Annotated in this window: 15 protein-coding genes and 1 pseudogene; 12 read left to right on the top strand and 4 right to left on the bottom strand. The window is 30.3% G+C overall.

Annotated elements, in window-relative coordinates; all coding sequences use genetic code 11:
- Positions 1-30: 30 nt before the first annotated feature.
- Together AC0L4B_RS08985 and AC0L4B_RS08980 are read left to right on the top strand one after the other, a co-directional pair.
- Positions 31-1,661 (top strand): annotated as a pseudogene (locus tag AC0L4B_RS08985) (isocitrate lyase).
- A 138-nt stretch (positions 1,662-1,799) separates the two neighbouring features.
- Positions 1,800-2,210, top strand: a complete 411-nt coding sequence (locus AC0L4B_RS08980) for an MFS transporter (RefSeq protein WP_473436621.1) — start codon at positions 1,800-1,802, stop codon at positions 2,208-2,210.
- A 3-nt stretch (positions 2,211-2,213) separates the two neighbouring features.
- On the opposite strand, the gene AC0L4B_RS08975 is transcribed toward AC0L4B_RS08980, so the two are convergent.
- Genes AC0L4B_RS08975 through AC0L4B_RS08960 form a run of 4 tightly spaced genes read right to left on the bottom strand, consistent with a single transcriptional unit; the run spans position 2,214 to position 5,625 of the window.
- The gene (locus tag AC0L4B_RS08975) at positions 2,214-2,903 is read right to left on the bottom strand and encodes a peptidoglycan DD-metalloendopeptidase family protein (protein ID WP_473436620.1); all 690 of its coding nucleotides are present in this window, start codon (positions 2,901-2,903) and stop codon (positions 2,214-2,216) included.
- Positions 2,904-2,934: 31 nt separating this feature from the next.
- Entirely contained in the window at positions 2,935-4,482 is a 1,548-nt protein-coding gene (locus AC0L4B_RS08970) for a hypothetical protein (protein ID WP_473436619.1), read from the bottom strand.
- 23 nt (positions 4,483-4,505) lie between these two features.
- A complete protein-coding gene (locus tag AC0L4B_RS08965) occupies positions 4,506-5,084 on the bottom strand; it encodes a hypothetical protein (protein WP_473436618.1) in 579 nt (192 codons plus the stop codon).
- Entirely contained in the window at positions 5,068-5,625 is a 558-nt protein-coding gene (locus tag AC0L4B_RS08960; protein WP_028290671.1) for an RNA polymerase sigma factor, read from the bottom strand. The genes AC0L4B_RS08965 and AC0L4B_RS08960 overlap by 17 nt, the downstream gene beginning before the upstream one ends.
- 182 nt (positions 5,626-5,807) lie before the next feature.
- Between AC0L4B_RS08960 and AC0L4B_RS08955 the strand changes: the two genes are divergently transcribed.
- The 10 genes from AC0L4B_RS08955 to AC0L4B_RS08910 all read left to right on the top strand — a co-directional run bounded on the left by AC0L4B_RS08955 (position 5,808) and on the right by AC0L4B_RS08910 (position 15,215).
- A complete protein-coding gene (locus AC0L4B_RS08955) occupies positions 5,808-6,356 on the top strand; it encodes a DUF2911 domain-containing protein (protein ID WP_473436617.1) in 549 nt (182 codons plus the stop codon).
- Between the two features lie 45 nt (positions 6,357-6,401).
- Positions 6,402-7,469 carry a methylmalonyl Co-A mutase-associated GTPase MeaB gene (meaB, locus tag AC0L4B_RS08950; protein WP_473436616.1) on the top strand — a complete coding sequence of 356 codons (1,068 nt, stop codon included), beginning with the start codon at positions 6,402-6,404 and terminating at the stop codon, positions 7,467-7,469.
- 156 nt (positions 7,470-7,625) lie between these two features.
- Positions 7,626-8,186 carry a Crp/Fnr family transcriptional regulator gene (locus AC0L4B_RS08945; protein WP_473436615.1) on the top strand — a complete coding sequence of 187 codons (561 nt, stop codon included), beginning with the start codon at positions 7,626-7,628 and terminating at the stop codon, positions 8,184-8,186.
- Between the two features lie 71 nt (positions 8,187-8,257).
- Positions 8,258-8,893: a hypothetical protein gene (locus AC0L4B_RS08940; RefSeq protein ID WP_473436614.1), complete on the top strand. Its 636-nt coding sequence runs from the start codon at positions 8,258-8,260 to the stop codon at positions 8,891-8,893.
- A complete protein-coding gene (locus tag AC0L4B_RS08935; RefSeq protein ID WP_473436613.1) occupies positions 8,890-9,444 on the top strand; it encodes an AAA family ATPase in 555 nt (184 codons plus the stop codon). The genes AC0L4B_RS08940 and AC0L4B_RS08935 overlap by 4 nt, the downstream gene beginning before the upstream one ends.
- 119 nt (positions 9,445-9,563) lie before the next feature.
- Positions 9,564-10,136: a hypothetical protein gene (locus AC0L4B_RS08930; RefSeq protein ID WP_473436612.1), complete on the top strand. Its 573-nt coding sequence runs from the start codon at positions 9,564-9,566 to the stop codon at positions 10,134-10,136.
- Between the two features lie 895 nt (positions 10,137-11,031).
- Complete coding sequence (locus tag AC0L4B_RS08925; RefSeq protein WP_473436611.1) at positions 11,032-11,667, top strand: hypothetical protein; 636 nt, start codon at positions 11,032-11,034, stop codon at positions 11,665-11,667.
- A 142-nt stretch (positions 11,668-11,809) separates the two neighbouring features.
- The gene (locus AC0L4B_RS08920) at positions 11,810-12,646 is read left to right on the top strand and encodes a hypothetical protein (RefSeq protein WP_473436610.1); all 837 of its coding nucleotides are present in this window, start codon (positions 11,810-11,812) and stop codon (positions 12,644-12,646) included.
- Positions 12,647-13,569: 923 nt separating this feature from the next.
- Positions 13,570-14,334, top strand: a complete 765-nt coding sequence (locus AC0L4B_RS08915) for a 3'-5' exonuclease (protein WP_473436609.1) — start codon at positions 13,570-13,572, stop codon at positions 14,332-14,334.
- Positions 14,335-14,615: 281 nt separating this feature from the next.
- Positions 14,616-15,215: a hypothetical protein gene (locus AC0L4B_RS08910; protein ID WP_473436608.1), complete on the top strand. Its 600-nt coding sequence runs from the start codon at positions 14,616-14,618 to the stop codon at positions 15,213-15,215.
- Positions 15,216-15,234: the final 19 nt, after the last annotated feature.

Raw genomic sequence — 15,234 nt, 5'->3', positions numbered from 1 at the left:
TATTAATAATAAATAACGTATCACAAAATTATGAAAAATTTATCACAAACAAATTATGGCTCAGCTTTAGATACAGTAAGGCAACTTAAAGCAAAATTTGGCACCACTTGGAATGCTATAAATCCAGAAAGTGCTGCAAGAATGTTTACACAAAATCAATTTAAATCTGGAATCGAAATCGCAAAATATACTGCAGCAATTATGAGAAAGGATATGGATGAGTATGATGCAGATAACTCAAAATACACTCAATCTTTAGGATGCTGGCATGGTTTTGTGGCACAGCAAAAAATGATTGCTGTAAAAAAACACCACAATACTACTAATAAAAGGTACTTATACCTATCGGGTTGGATGGTAGCTGCATTAAGATCTGAATTTGGACCTTTACCAGATCAGTCTATGCATGAAAAAACTGCAGTACCAAAACTAATAGCCGAAATCTATGACTTTTTACGTCAAGCAGATGCTATTGAGTTGAACGATCTATTTAGAAGACTAGAAAATGGTGAAGATGTACAGGCTCAAATTGATAATTTTGAAACACATGTTGTTCCTATTATAGCAGATATTGATGCAGGTTTTGGTAATGAAGAAGCGACCTACTTATTAGCAAAAAAATGATTCAAGCTGGAGCTTGTGCTATACAAATAGAAAACCAAGTATCTGACGCTAAACAATGTGGTCACCAAGACGGAAAAGTAACTGTTCCTCATGAAGATTTTATAGCCAAACTAAACGCTGTAAGGTATGCGTTTTTAGAGCTAGGTGTAGATCAAGGTGTAATTGTAGCTAGAACAGATTCTGAAGGTGCTGGTTTAACCCAAAAACTTCCTGTTAGCCAAAAACCTGGTGATTTAGCTTCAAAATATTTAGATTTTGTTGAAGCAGAAGAAATAGCAATTACAGATGCTAAAGAAAATGACGTTTTAATTAAAAGAGATGGTAAATTAGTACGTCCTGTTAGATTAGCTAATGGTTTATATAAATTTAGGGATGGGACAAATATAGATCGTGTTGTTTTAGACTGTATTACTAGTCTACAAAACGGAGCAGATTTGTTATGGATAGAAACACCTACACCTAATGTAAAACAAATTGCAAACATGGTAAATCAAGTAAAAGCTGTCATTCCAAACGCTAAACTAGTTTACAATAACTCACCATCATTTAACTGGACTTTAAACTTCCGTAATCAAGTATATGAAGACATGCTTGCTGAAGGAGAAAACATGACTTCTTACGACCGTAACAACCTAATGGATGCAGAGTATGATAATACTGAATTATGCTTTAGAGCAGACCAAAAAATTAAAACCTTCCAAATGGATGGAGCAAGAGACGCTGGAATATTTCATCACTTAATTACCTTACCAACATATCATACAACAGCATTACACATGAATGATTTAACAGCTGGATATTTTGGTGATCAAGGGATGCTTGCTTATGTTAAAGGCGTACAAAGACAAGAAATACGTAAAGGTGTATCTTGTGTAAAACACCAAAGAATGGCAGGTTCTGATCTTGGTGATGACCACAAAACATTTTTTGCAGGTGATAAGGCTCTAAAAGCTGGTGGAACAAAAAACACTTCCAATCAATTTGAAATTAAAACAAAAAACAAAGTCTCTCAAAAACAAATTGCTGATGTCGTATAATTAATATTTTAACTTAGTTTTAATGTCACACACAAACTTAGCTTTTATTAGCGGTTTGTGTGTTTTATTTTAAAGCTTTAAAATTTGAATTTATTAGTAATTTAAAGTACTTTGCTAACCCATCTAAGGTTATCAACTATGCAAGAACAATTAAAAATTTTTAAAATCATCCATATAGCATTAGTAGTCGGTTTAATTATGGCGTACTTTTTTTTAGGCAACATATCTGACTTTAGTCAATTAAAAATGCCTGAAATTAATAATGAAAACATGATTTATTTAACGATTCCTATTGTTGCTTTTCTACTTAGTAATCTACTATTTAAAAGATTGGTTTCTAAAATTGAAAGTAGTTTAAGCTTAAAACAAAAACTAGTTGCCTATCAAAGTGCTACCATTGTACGCTATGCCATACTTGAAGGAGCTGCATTTGTTATACTAATAATATTTCCAGAATTTATCGTATTTGGAATATTATTAATAGTATACATGGCATTATTAAGACCTACCGAACAAAGAATTAAAAGGGATTTACATATTTTAGATTAACCATTACAATCCTAAAATCACATTAGGATTAATCGTATTGGTTTTATAAAACTCTAAATCACTTAAGCTACAAACACCAGGATAATCACCTAACTTATTTTGCATATCTATTATAATCTGAAAATGTAAATGTGGTGCATAATCACCATTTACTGAAGCTTCTCCAAGACTTGCTATCGTTTCGCCTTGAGCGATGATATCACCAATTTTTATATTCGCTATTGAAGCTTCACTTAAATGACCATATAACGTATAAAATACTTGGTTATCTAAACAATGCTCTAAAATAATTGTTGGTCCATAATCTCCAAAATTTGTATTGTTTTTAAAACTATGAACTTTACCATCAAAACAGGCCAAAACAGATGTATTTGCTGGACACCAAAGATCTAGACCTAAATGAATATTACGTTGCTCGGTTTCGGCTTGAGCCGAAAAATAAGAACTTCTGTTGTATAAGTTTCTAGTTTCTAGATAACCACCAAAAGCAACTTGCTTATTATGTTGTTTTAGATATTGATTGATGTAGTCTTCCCAAGCTTTTGACGAAGAGATATCAAAAGAATTTAAATCAGGATTAGCTTTTGATAAATCTATAGCAATATAGTCTGTTTTAGAAATAGAAGCATCAATAACGTTTAAGTCTGTTGTAGCGGTTTGATTTAAAATTGAAGAAAGTAAGTTTGAATTCATCTTAATAAAATTGAATTCAAATTTAGAAATTTTATTTAGCAATCACGTTACTATACTTAGCATTTATGATTATAGTTTTATTGGTATTACTATTATTATTTGGGTAGTTTTTTATGGTTTTATTAGACGCTACCTTGTTATTAAATTTAGATTTGTTACCATTAAAAAACAGGTTGAAATCTGTTTTAGGCAGTTTTAATTTAGCCTCACTATTTTCTAATACAATATTTAAATTACTAAACTCTGAAGCTATTGCATTTATAAATAAATCTCCAAAACTACCATTTATAACGGAGTTACCAGATAAATTTCCAACTTCTACGTCAGACGACACTGCATTTAATATTAAATTATTAGCGTTAGCTATAATTGCATCATCCACATAATTTAATTGTAATTGTCCAGAAGTCCAATTTTTAATAGCCACTTTAGCATAAGACACATTAATGGAGGTATTACCTCCAGAAATGTGATTAGCTATTAATGATCCATGACTAATATTACCCTTTGCATTATCAAATACATTTGCCATTTTTAACTCACCATGCTTAATATTTAATTTAAGCTTAGCTTTTTTGGGCATTTTAATAATAATGGTTTTTGTAGTGTTATAATCCACATCATCAAATAATTTAGTGTTCGTATTTTTAGTCGTTCCGTTTTGATTAAACTGGGCTTCCATTCGTTTTTCAAACTCTTCACCAAAACGTTTTCCCCAAGCTTCTAGTTTTGGCGCTAATTCTTTTTCTAAACGCTCTCCTAGTTGTTCCATTTTTAATTCAAACTCTTCACCAAAAGAGTCTTCTATTTTTTTACCTAAATTTTCTCCCCATTCTTCCATTTTTTGTTCAAAATCTGGTCCAAAAAGGTCTTCCACTTGTTCACCAAGACGCTCTCCCCAAGCTTCCATTTCTTTTTCAAATTTATCTAGATCTTCTTGAGTAATACTTTTTGCCCAAGTACGCATGTCTTGCTCATAAGCTTCACCATATTCGTTTCTGTATTTAATACTCCATGCATCAAGATAAGACTCGCCTTCCTCCTTATATCTATCAAAATCAAAATTGATATTATAATTACCATCAGGAGATTTTGGGACACGTAGTAATTTTAGTTTTTCTGGTAACTCACCAAAAATTTCTAAATTCTCTAATCCTTCTAATAATGGAGATAAATTAAGGTCTAATTGTTCTGGTAAGTTAGCTAAAGCTTCAATGGACGCTTCATCCAAAAATGTAACACTCATGTCGTCAGACCAAATCCCTTGTGCACCTTTAGATGTAATTTGCACATAATCTGAATCTCCTTTTAGACTTACATCCCAATTGTCTAAAGCCTTTTGCATCTCTTGGTTGGATAGCTTAGTACTTTCAATAAATGCCTGTACCTCTATATAATCCTTGTTCCAAGTTTCTACCACTATATTGGTGTGACTAGTATTTAGATCTATTGTTACCGCTTTATTTGCTCTAACAGATTGATCTATTTTACTCAACTTCTGTTGTGCTGTAACACTTACGGTTATTAATAAAAGGAATACTTTTAAGTAAATGCTTTTTAATATTTTATATTGTTTCATTGTATTTTAGTTTTTTTTAAAGCTTATCCTTGGGACGCTTTAATTGTGTTTAACTGACTTAATTGATTTTTAAGACGATGCATCAAGTTTAAACGTAATTTCAAGTTTTTAATTAATGCATTTACAGTATGCTCATCAGGACCATTTAAGGTCAACTCATTAGACAAGTTTTTGTATTCTGCATTTAATTCTTCTAACTTTAAAACATAACCATCAAATAACTCTTTATTATCAGGAGTTAATTTTAATTTTGACAATTCTAAATTAATATTGGCCACATAATACTCTTCCACCTTTTTTAAATCCGGAGAAATATCTCCAAGCGTCATTGTTTTGGCTGTATTAGTTGTTTCTTTTGGAGGATTTGTATTGACTACTTGTGGTATTTTTGTATTATTTTTAAATACAGTATAACTTCCAAATGCCAAACCAATAACTAACAATACACTGGCAGCAATATTTAAAACCGTCCATTTAGATTGCTTTTGTACTGGCAATTCTTGGTGTAACTTATCCATAAACCTAGCCTCATGTCCTTTAGACATTTGGTTGTTAGATTGTTTTTTATCTTCGTTAAATAGGTTTCTAATATCTTTGGCCATAATTGGTATGTTTTAAAAGGTCTTGTAATTTTGTTTTTCCTCTGGATAATTGTGTACGTGATGCGACTTGTGTAATATTTAAAATTTCTGATATTTCTTGATGGTCATACCCTTCTATTAAATACAGCATGACAACGTATTTATATTTTTCCGGAAGACTAGTAATGGCCTCTTTAATTTGATCTAAAGTTGTGCTATCTTGGACTAACCATTTGTCACTAGTATCTGTATCGATTACTTTTAGGTGCACCTGATCTAATTCAACCAAACGTTGTTTTTTAGACTTTAAGTGATCAATACTTTTATTAATAACAATACGTTTTAACCATGCACCAAAAGTCACGTCGCCTTTAAATTGATGTAATTTTGTAAATGCTTTAATAAAGGCATCTTGCACTACATCTTCTGCTTCTGCTGTGTGATTTACAAACCTTAAAGCTACCTGATACATAGCATCACAATATTGCTTGTACACTTGCATTTGTGCTTTACGGTTGTTTTGTTTACACAACTGGATGTTATCTAAAGTAACGACTTTCACTTGTTGGTTTTTGGTTAGTGTTCATGATAAAGACGACACAAAAAAAGTAGTGTTGCAAAAAAGTTTATTTTTTTTCAATTTAGCACATTAATTTAGAATATTTTAAGGCTTATCTTTCTGTAAGTCTTAAATTTTAAATTAATTTTGTTTGCAATTAATTATCTTTTAGACAAAAAAATTAAATGAAAAAAATCATATATCTTTTATTACTAGTAGTCGTTAGCGTTTTAGGTTATCAATTTGCTACCAAAACAGGCTTATTTAATCAACCTTTAAGTCCAAAAGATACTGCAGGAGTTAAAATAAACGATTTAAATGTTAAAGTGGTTTATAACAGACCATCAAAACGAGACAGAGCTGTATTTGGCGCTTTAGTCCCTTTTAATAAAGTTTGGCGTACTGGTGCAAACGAAGCGACAACCTTTGAAACCAATCACGATTTATCCATAAAAGGCATGACTCTACCAAAAGGAAAGTACACCCTTTGGACGGTTCCAAACGAAAATAATTGGAAAGTTATGTTTAACTCTAAACAATATGATTGGGGAGTTAACGAAAAAATGGAACCTAATTGGGATCCTAATTTTGATGTGGTTGAAGTAGAAGTTCCTGCTCAAAAACTAGATAAAATAGTAGAGCAATTTACTGTAGCTTTTGATAACTCTACCGATGATTTAAAAATGACTATGGCTTGGGATAATGTAAAAATTGAAGTCCCTTTAAAAGATTAATCTAATACATAAAATAATATCGCTTTCGCTGAAATTAAAGCACACATGTCAAACAAAAAATCAGCATTATCAGAAACTGAAGGTGTTTCTTCTCCAGAAATGACCAATGCTGATGCTGTATCAAAAATTAAAGCAAAACGAAAACAACAGCGTACAACCAAAGACTTGGTTGATGCCATCTTAAAGGGAAACATTACCGCTTTAAGTCAAGCCATTACTTTAATAGAAAGTAAAAACCATAAACACACAGCACAAGCCAATGCTATTATAAAAGCCTGCTTACCACATGCTAACACCTCTATAAGAATTGGTATTACAGGTGTACCAGGAGTTGGTAAAAGCACTTTTATTGAAGCTTTTGGCACACACCTTACCTCATTAAACAAAAAAGTAGCCGTATTAGCAGTTGACCCAAGTAGTAGTCTTACCAAAGGAAGTATTTTAGGAGACAAAACCAGAATGGAAGACCTGGTAAAAAACAAACAAGCCTTTATACGTCCATCGGCTTCCGGAACCTCATTAGGTGGTGTAGCCCGAAAAACAAGAGAAACCATTATACTTTGTGAAGCTGCAGGTTTTGACACTGTAATAATCGAAACCGTTGGTGTTGGACAAAGCGAAACCGCTGTACATAGTATGGTTGATTTTTTCTTACTTTTAAAATTAGCAGGAGCTGGAGACGAGTTACAAGGTATTAAACGTGGTATAATTGAAATGGCTGACGCAATAGCCATTAATAAAGCAGATGGAGACAACCTTAAACATGCTAAACTAGCAAAATTAGAGTTTAACAGAGCTTTACACATGTACCCTACAAAAGACTCAGATTGGCAACCTAAAGTTACAACCTGTAGCGCAATAGACAATCAAGGTATTGACAACGTTTGGCAAATTATTACAGATTATATTACGCTAACAAAAAAGAACGATTATTTTAAAAATAAACGTACAGAACAAAATAAATTTTGGTTATTACAAACTATCGAAGAACAACTTAAAAACACTTTTTTTAATACACCAAAAATTAAAGACGAATTAAAAAAACAATTAGCACTAATTGAAGCCAATAAAACAACCCCTTTTGCAGCAGCAGATTATTTATTGAATTTATAATATTCCTTTTTTTACTAATTTTAACAAATATCAAAACCCAAAATAACAACAAAAAAGTTGTCATAACGGGAAATATAATCCCAAAAACAACTATATTAGTTGTTATATAACTAGTTGCCAGTAATTTAAACCCAATATCGAGAAACAATTAAATCAATGGATGAATCAATTTTGGAACTTCTAAAAAAAGCTGGAGAATTTTCCGAAAAAGAATCTACACTTCTAAAACAAGAACTTAAGTACAGAAAACTGAAAAAAAATGAGTATTTACTTGGGAAAGGAAATATTTGTTCATCTTTAATCTTTATAATTTCAGGTAGTTTTTATCAATATAAAATTGATTTTGAACTAAATAAAAATGTTATTGACCTTAACATAAGTAATGACTGGGTCATAAATCATAAAAGTTTTACCACCAGAAAACCATCAGAATATTCAATTCAAGCTTTTGAAGATAGTTCTATCTATGAACTTTCAATAGATGCGATACATAGGCTTATTGCTCAATCTCAATCTTTTCTACAAATGGGAAAAATATTAGAGGAATCAACTTCCAGAATTAATTTTTTCGACAATCAAAATACACCCGATGAAAAATATAGCTTTATTCTTGAAAATAAGCCAAAACTACTTCAGATATTCCCTCAGAAAATGATAGCGTCTTATCTTAAAATTACACCAGAAACATTAAGCAGGGTTAGAAAAAGGATTAAGTGATTTCTTGATTTCAATCAAGTGCTTCATTCAGAGAATCCATAGATATTTGTGTTCATCAAAACATCAAATAAATGGAAAATCATTTTTACAAAAGCACAAGTATATCTCTTATTTTAGGAGCATTATTAATTATCATAACTATGGTTTTGCATCCAAGTGGTGGAAGCATTGAATATATCATTAAAATATCCAAAACAATTACAATAGCTCATTCATTAGCTATTTTTAGTTTACCAATAATATTGTTTGGATTTTATGGACTTACTATAAAGCTTTTAGATAAATGGAAATTATCAATATTGGCATTTATCATTTTATCTTTCGGACTGTTTTCTGCGATGCTTGCAGCAGTTATTAACGGATTAACCTTACCCTATTTTTTGAACAAGTATTCAGAAAGGTTAGACGAAAATATTAAAGTATTAAAACCTATTACCAACTATAGCTTTTCATTAAATGTACCTTTAGATTACATTTTTATTGTAGCTTGTTGTTTAGCAATAATGATTTACTCTATCATAATTCTCATCGAAAATAAGTTTCCTAAATGGATTGGTTTTTTGGGTGTTTTTATAGTTCTATTTTCAATTGTTGGAGCACTAACTGGTTTTATTTTTACAAGCTTAACTGGTTTTAGAGTTTTTACATTTAGCATCGCAGCTTGGATTTTATCAAGTGGAAGATTAATGTATAAATCGAATAAATGAAAGTTTTAATTTTTGGAGCATCTGGTTCAGGAACAACAACACTTGGAAAAGAAATTGAAAAAAGAACTGATTTTAAGCATTTGGACGTTGACAACTATTACTGGAAGAAAACCAATCCACCATTTCAGGAAAAAATAGCTTTGATAAACCGTAATGAAAATCTGAAAGCGGATTTCAAAAAATTTGAGAATGTTGTAGTAAGTGGTTCAATGGTAAGTTGGGGAAAAGAATGGAAAACTTCATTTGATTTAGCCTTTTTTATCCGATTGAAAAATACTGAACGAATGAAACGGTTGAAAAAACGTGAGGTTGAACGTTACAGGGAAAAACTTTTGACAGACAAAAAAATTCAACAGAACTCAAAAGCATTTTTGGAATGGGCAAATCAATATGAAAACGCAAACTTTGACGGTAGAAGTTTAAAAGTTCACAACGATTGGATTAAATTATTGGATTGTAAAACAGTGCGGTTAAATGGAGAAAATGAACTGAATAAAAATGTGGAAAGTGCATTAAATGAAATAAAAAACTACTGGCAACAACGTGTATAAGCAATAGCGGTTTGAGTGCAAATTTATACCGCTTTTTCATTTTAATAAAGTATATTGTAATCCGAAAAGTAGTTCAGTAAAACCCGCTACTGCTCATACACAAAACCGTTGTAAAACATTTGACCAAACAATACGCTGAATTGAAAAAACTCAAATCTAACTTCACAATAAACGAAATTGGAAAGTTCCAATTTTATAGCGGAATTGCAATTGGAATCGGATTTAGCTTAATTTTCAACTTATTATTTCGAGTATTTTTAAAAATGTGTAATGTTGGAGAAATTATCACAGACTTGAGCTGGTCGAATTTCTATAGTTACGAATTTTCCATTTATTACCTGACTTTAATTGGTTTTGCTTCCGTTGGATTTTCATTTTGTTTTACTACCTATTTGTGGATGAGCAAACCTTTTGCCACTAACAGAAAGAAAAACATAAGATTGAGAATGGCTCAAACTAATACGTTTTGGATTTTATTTGGAACATTATTTTTTCTTCTGCGATTGTTTTGGTTTTTTGCTGGAGTGGATTTGACAATTGAAAAAGACTTTGCTTATTTGGGATTTATGTTTCCGATATTTATTTATTTGTATTGTTGGAATTTAATTTCTGATATTTATAAAAGTAAGAAACCGTTTCTGATAACTTCGCTGATTATCCTAATTATCGGAATTATATTGAGCGGAATATAGAAAATGAAATAAAAACGTTTTACAACACCGTGTATAATTAATTGCTTGATTCTCGCCTACTTACGAAAGTCCTCGCGAACTTTCTATCTGTGATTTATTTGCTAACTTTAGTGCTTAAACCACGCAACTAATCATACATAAACACGTTAACTACAAGCTAATTCCAAATCAACATTTTTCTAAAATTTAAACATTTAACTACCAACTCTGGATTGATTACTCGGATGAATAATACAACCTGAAAAGTATTACGGAGTAAACTCAATTTGACTAAATAAACCAAGATAATTTAGATTTTAAGAAATTAAAAAAAGTAAACCAATAAACAACTCACTCTACTCTGCTTTAATTTTAAAAGGAACTAAGTTAATTTTAGATTAAAAAGATTAATAAGGGAATCCTAATTAAAACTCACTCTACTCTATTTGAAAATTAAAACAACTAAGATAAATCTAGATTAAAAAGATTGATAAAGGAAACCAAGATTGAAAAGCAAGCGTTTATCGTTACCGCTGAACTAAGCGCAAGAAAAGCAATCTGAACTAATCTGGATTCGTAAAACGGAGTAATACGCTAAAACTCTTGCGAGAATTAAAGTTCCTAAATGAATTTAAAGGAAAATTTAAACATTTGAACTCTGCCTAAATAGAAAAAAAGCCGGTAGTTAACACCGTGTATAATTAATTGCTTTTTTTAGCTTACTTACGAAAATACTCACGTATTTTCTATTCGGTTTTTATTTGCTAACTTAGTCGCTAAACCACGCAACTAAGTTATACACAAACACGTTACCCAACATAAAAAACCAAGATGATAGACCTAAATAATCCCGAGTTCAAAATCAATCATTGGGGAATTTTATATTATTATGATGATGACTTAGATAATCTGTTAATTGCAGAAAAAAATAATTGAAAATTCAGAAAAATATAGTAAAACTTTAATTGAGGAATTTCGGAATAAGATTAAAAATGATGCTGAATTACAAACTAAGCCAACCAATGAGCAAGAAGGTTCATTACAAGCGCAATATTATGGACATTATTATGGTCACACAGAAAAGTTTCTAAAGCAAATACCCCAAAATTATAGAAAAGCATCACTTCTATCAATCTTTTCAGTTTTAGAAGGACAATTAAAACTTCTTTCAAACTTAATAGAAACTAATTTTGAATTTAGTGTTAAAATAAAACACATTACTGGAAGTGATTATATTCATAAATACTGGATTTATCTTACTAAAGTTTATGAAATAGAATCAAAAGATGTGGAAAAGGAATACAATCTAATAAGACAGCATAAATACATTCGTAATAAAATAGCTCACAATAATTCTGAAATCGATGATAATAAATTAACTTTTATACAAAGGACTAAAGGATTGACAACGAGAAAATTTGGGGCAGACAATATAGTCGAAATAGAAAGTGAAAATTATATAATAGAAATAATTGAACTGATTCAAGCCTTTTTCAATAAGTTAATAAAAGTTATAGATAAAAGATACGGAGAAATAAAAAACGTTGGGTAACATCGTGTATAATTAATGGCTAGTTCAAGCCTACTTACGAAAATCCTCGCGGATTTTCTATTCGGTTTTTATTTGCTAAATTAGTTGCTGAAACACGCCACTAATCATACACAAAACCGTTGTGGGTAATGTTGAGCAACCAATGGAAATAAACGAACAAGCAAAATATATTGACCATTTTTTAAGAGAATTATATAATTCATCTTTTGCTACATCATTAGCAATGGGAATTGAAATGAAACAATTACCAAGTCAGCAGAACAAAGAGAAATTTAAGACATTAGAATACATCTTGGAAGAATTAGAATTGGTCGAATTTGTTCGTGGAAGAGATAATTCAACTTTGAGCGGACAATGTGAATATCACATAAGTGGGAAAGGTCGTGAACTGGTCGAAAAAAACGAATCAAGTATTGGATTACTTTTAGAAAGAGAAATTCAAAATGTCACAAAAAACAATCCTTTGTTTGATGAAAAAGAATGGGATAAATATTATGACCGACTTCTTGAAAAAAGAGCTGACCAAGCAGATTTTTTTCTTGATATGATAATTGAGAAGAAACTCATAAATCTTGACAAACCTACATTGAGAAAATATTTTAAAGAATGGTTCAAAGAAAATCAAGAATTCGATTTACAAATAAAGGATGGAGATTTGGCAATAGAAGATGGAGATTTACAAACTGTACCTGACTTCAGCGAAGAAAACATACCTGAATTTATTAAATGGTTTCAGGAAAAAGGAAATGAATTTATGGACTTTCTAAAAGAAAAAGGTTTAAATGTTCAAGAAAACTCAAAAGAACAGATAATTAACCAAGGAAATCTTATAATAAACAAGGATTCTAAAATTAAAAATCAATCCATTGGAGAAGAAAAAGAACAAAAAGAATCGAATTGGAATAAAACAAACGTTATCATAGCTTTAGTAGTTGGAATAGCGACAATAGTAGGTGTGATTTGGCAAATAATAGGATAAAAAACACTACCCACAACAACGTATATAGCTCATAGCTAATCAGTTGCTTAACCAAAGTTAAGGCGTATTTGGAAAGTCGCCAAATTTTTAAATTTGACGATTTCCAGTAAAAAGATAAATAGTAAAATTTAAAAATCTGGCTTGTGCTTAATCCGAAAAATAATCGCTAATTTACACGCTACAAGCCATATACAAAACCGTTGTGGGTAAGTAAAACAAAATGAACATATGACAAGCGAAATGATTGAGTTGATTGATACAATTGTGAAAATTGGACTCGGAGCATTAATTGCTTCTTTAACAAACTATTTGATAACAAGGTATAATCATAAGTCTGAAGAAAAAAAGAATTCATAAGAAGATACATTCTCTCAATTGATAAAATATCGGAAAATGCGGAGGAATATTTTCAAAAGTGGTCTGTTTTAACAAGCGCAATTGGAGGGACTTCAAAACAAACGACAGAATTAAATAGAAAAGCAAAGAAGGAAGAATGGAATTTTATTTTTACAGCTGATGAGAATTTACTTGATTCTAGAAATAATAAAATGACAGCTCTTTCAAAGCTTAAATTACTAAGTTTAAACAACGTTGCAGATATATTAGAAAACTGCACTAAGATAGAAGTAGAACTTCGAGAAATGGTCATTTTCAATGATATAATTCCAAAAAATTCTGAATTAGACATATATGAAATGAAAATGGAGAAACTTAGAGAGAAGTTTTATAAAGAATTGAGTAAGTATTATGTTCAATATAAAATACCTACCCACAACAACGTGTATAATTAATTGCTTGGGCAATTGCCTACTTGGAAAATTCCTTCGGAATTTTCTCTGGCACGTTTTTGTTTACTAAATTAGTTGCTTAAACACGCAACTAACCATACACAAGACCGTTAGCCATAATATAAAACCAACCGAATGGACTTTTTAATAATCATGATTGCAATCGTCTTAATTATAATAGGATTTAGCAAAATGAAAAAGTCGAATAAAAAAACTTCGACAGCCAATTCTGGAAAAAAACAAGTTGTCACTAAAACAATGAAAAAAGAAGTTGCTTTACAACCAGTAAAGAATAAAAGCACCTTCAAGCCAATTGCGTTAATTTTGGATACGGAAACGACTGGATTAGTAAATGACAATTCAATTAGAGTAACTAAACAAAATGTTATTGACCATTCGGAAAACTTCCCACGAATAGTTCAACTCGCTTTTATGTTAGTTGATATAAACGGAAATTACGACGGAGAAACTTTCTTTATTAAGCAAAAAGAAGATATTCCTAAACAAGCAATAAAAATTCATGGAATTACGAATGAAAAATGTGAAAAAGAAGGCGTGGAATTAGAAAAAGCACTTTCTGCATTAACTGTTGCTGCATCGAAAGTAGACGACATTGTTGGGCATAATATTGCATTTGATTATAAAGTATTACATGCTGAATTTGTAAAAGCTGGAATTCCATTCTCATTGAAGAAAAGAAACAAAGTTGATACAATGAAATTGACAGGAAAACAACTCGGACATAAATATGGATTTAAAATTTCTTTATATAATTCGGCAGACAAACTATTTGGAAATAAAAAGGAATGGCAAGCACTTAAACCGAATTTGAAAGAGCATAGTGCTGAAAGCGATGTCATCGTGACTGCCTTAATTTATAACATGCTGAATGGAAAATAATACTATGGCTAACAATGTATATAAAACATTGCTAATATAGGCTTTCCGAGAGGTTTGTGTGTGTTTTCAAAGTCGCCAAATTTTTAAATTTGGCTTTTAAAATAGAAAAGATAAAAACAAAACATAAAAATTCGGCTTGTGTATAATCTGAAAGGTCAGCGTCTATTTACACGCTACGTTTCATATACGAGACGTTGTAATGCATTATGACCGAGCTTTTCCGAATTAAAAAACTTATCAAATAATATACTAAATTTAGTAAAAAAATTAAATTAATTTTTATGAAAATAATTTTATTACTCTCTATTCTTTCATTTTCAAGTTTATCACTACAAAGTCAAAATTCACTTTTTGAATTTCAAAATGATAATAGCATTGATAAATATTTAGAAGAAAACAAATTAAGCTGCAATAAAACTGAATTATTCATTTTTAAGAATTTTGACAGTTTTATTACTTATAATAATAACGGTTATTTAGTCGGACCAATAGTACACGTTTTTAATTCAGATGGAATTTATCTTGAAAACTTCAAGCTTTCAGAAGTTATTGACAAACTTTCCAATTTTAAAAATATTAGAAAAAAACCTAAAAAAAAGGCTATCAATATTGACAGTTGGATAAATAAAATTGTTAATTACAAGACACTACAACCTTTGTTAAAACAAGATAATAAAGACTATTATTTTGTTTTAAATTGGGCTATATTTTTTAATAAAGATATAAATAATGAAGCACTTTTCAAGTGGTATGAGGTATTAGAACGACAAAAATTAAAAGGAAAAGACATTCAGATTATATTAATAAATATGGATCTTCAAGATTCTTGGGATTTATCTGAAGAAAAGAAAGAATCAATTCTTAAACAAGCTAATAAGTGATAGTCAAAAAACTCTATAT

This window comes from Olleya sp. NP1-10 (assembly GCF_055804415.1).
The sequence above is the reverse complement of the archived record's forward strand: the minus strand, read 5'-3'. Positions and strand labels throughout refer to the sequence as shown.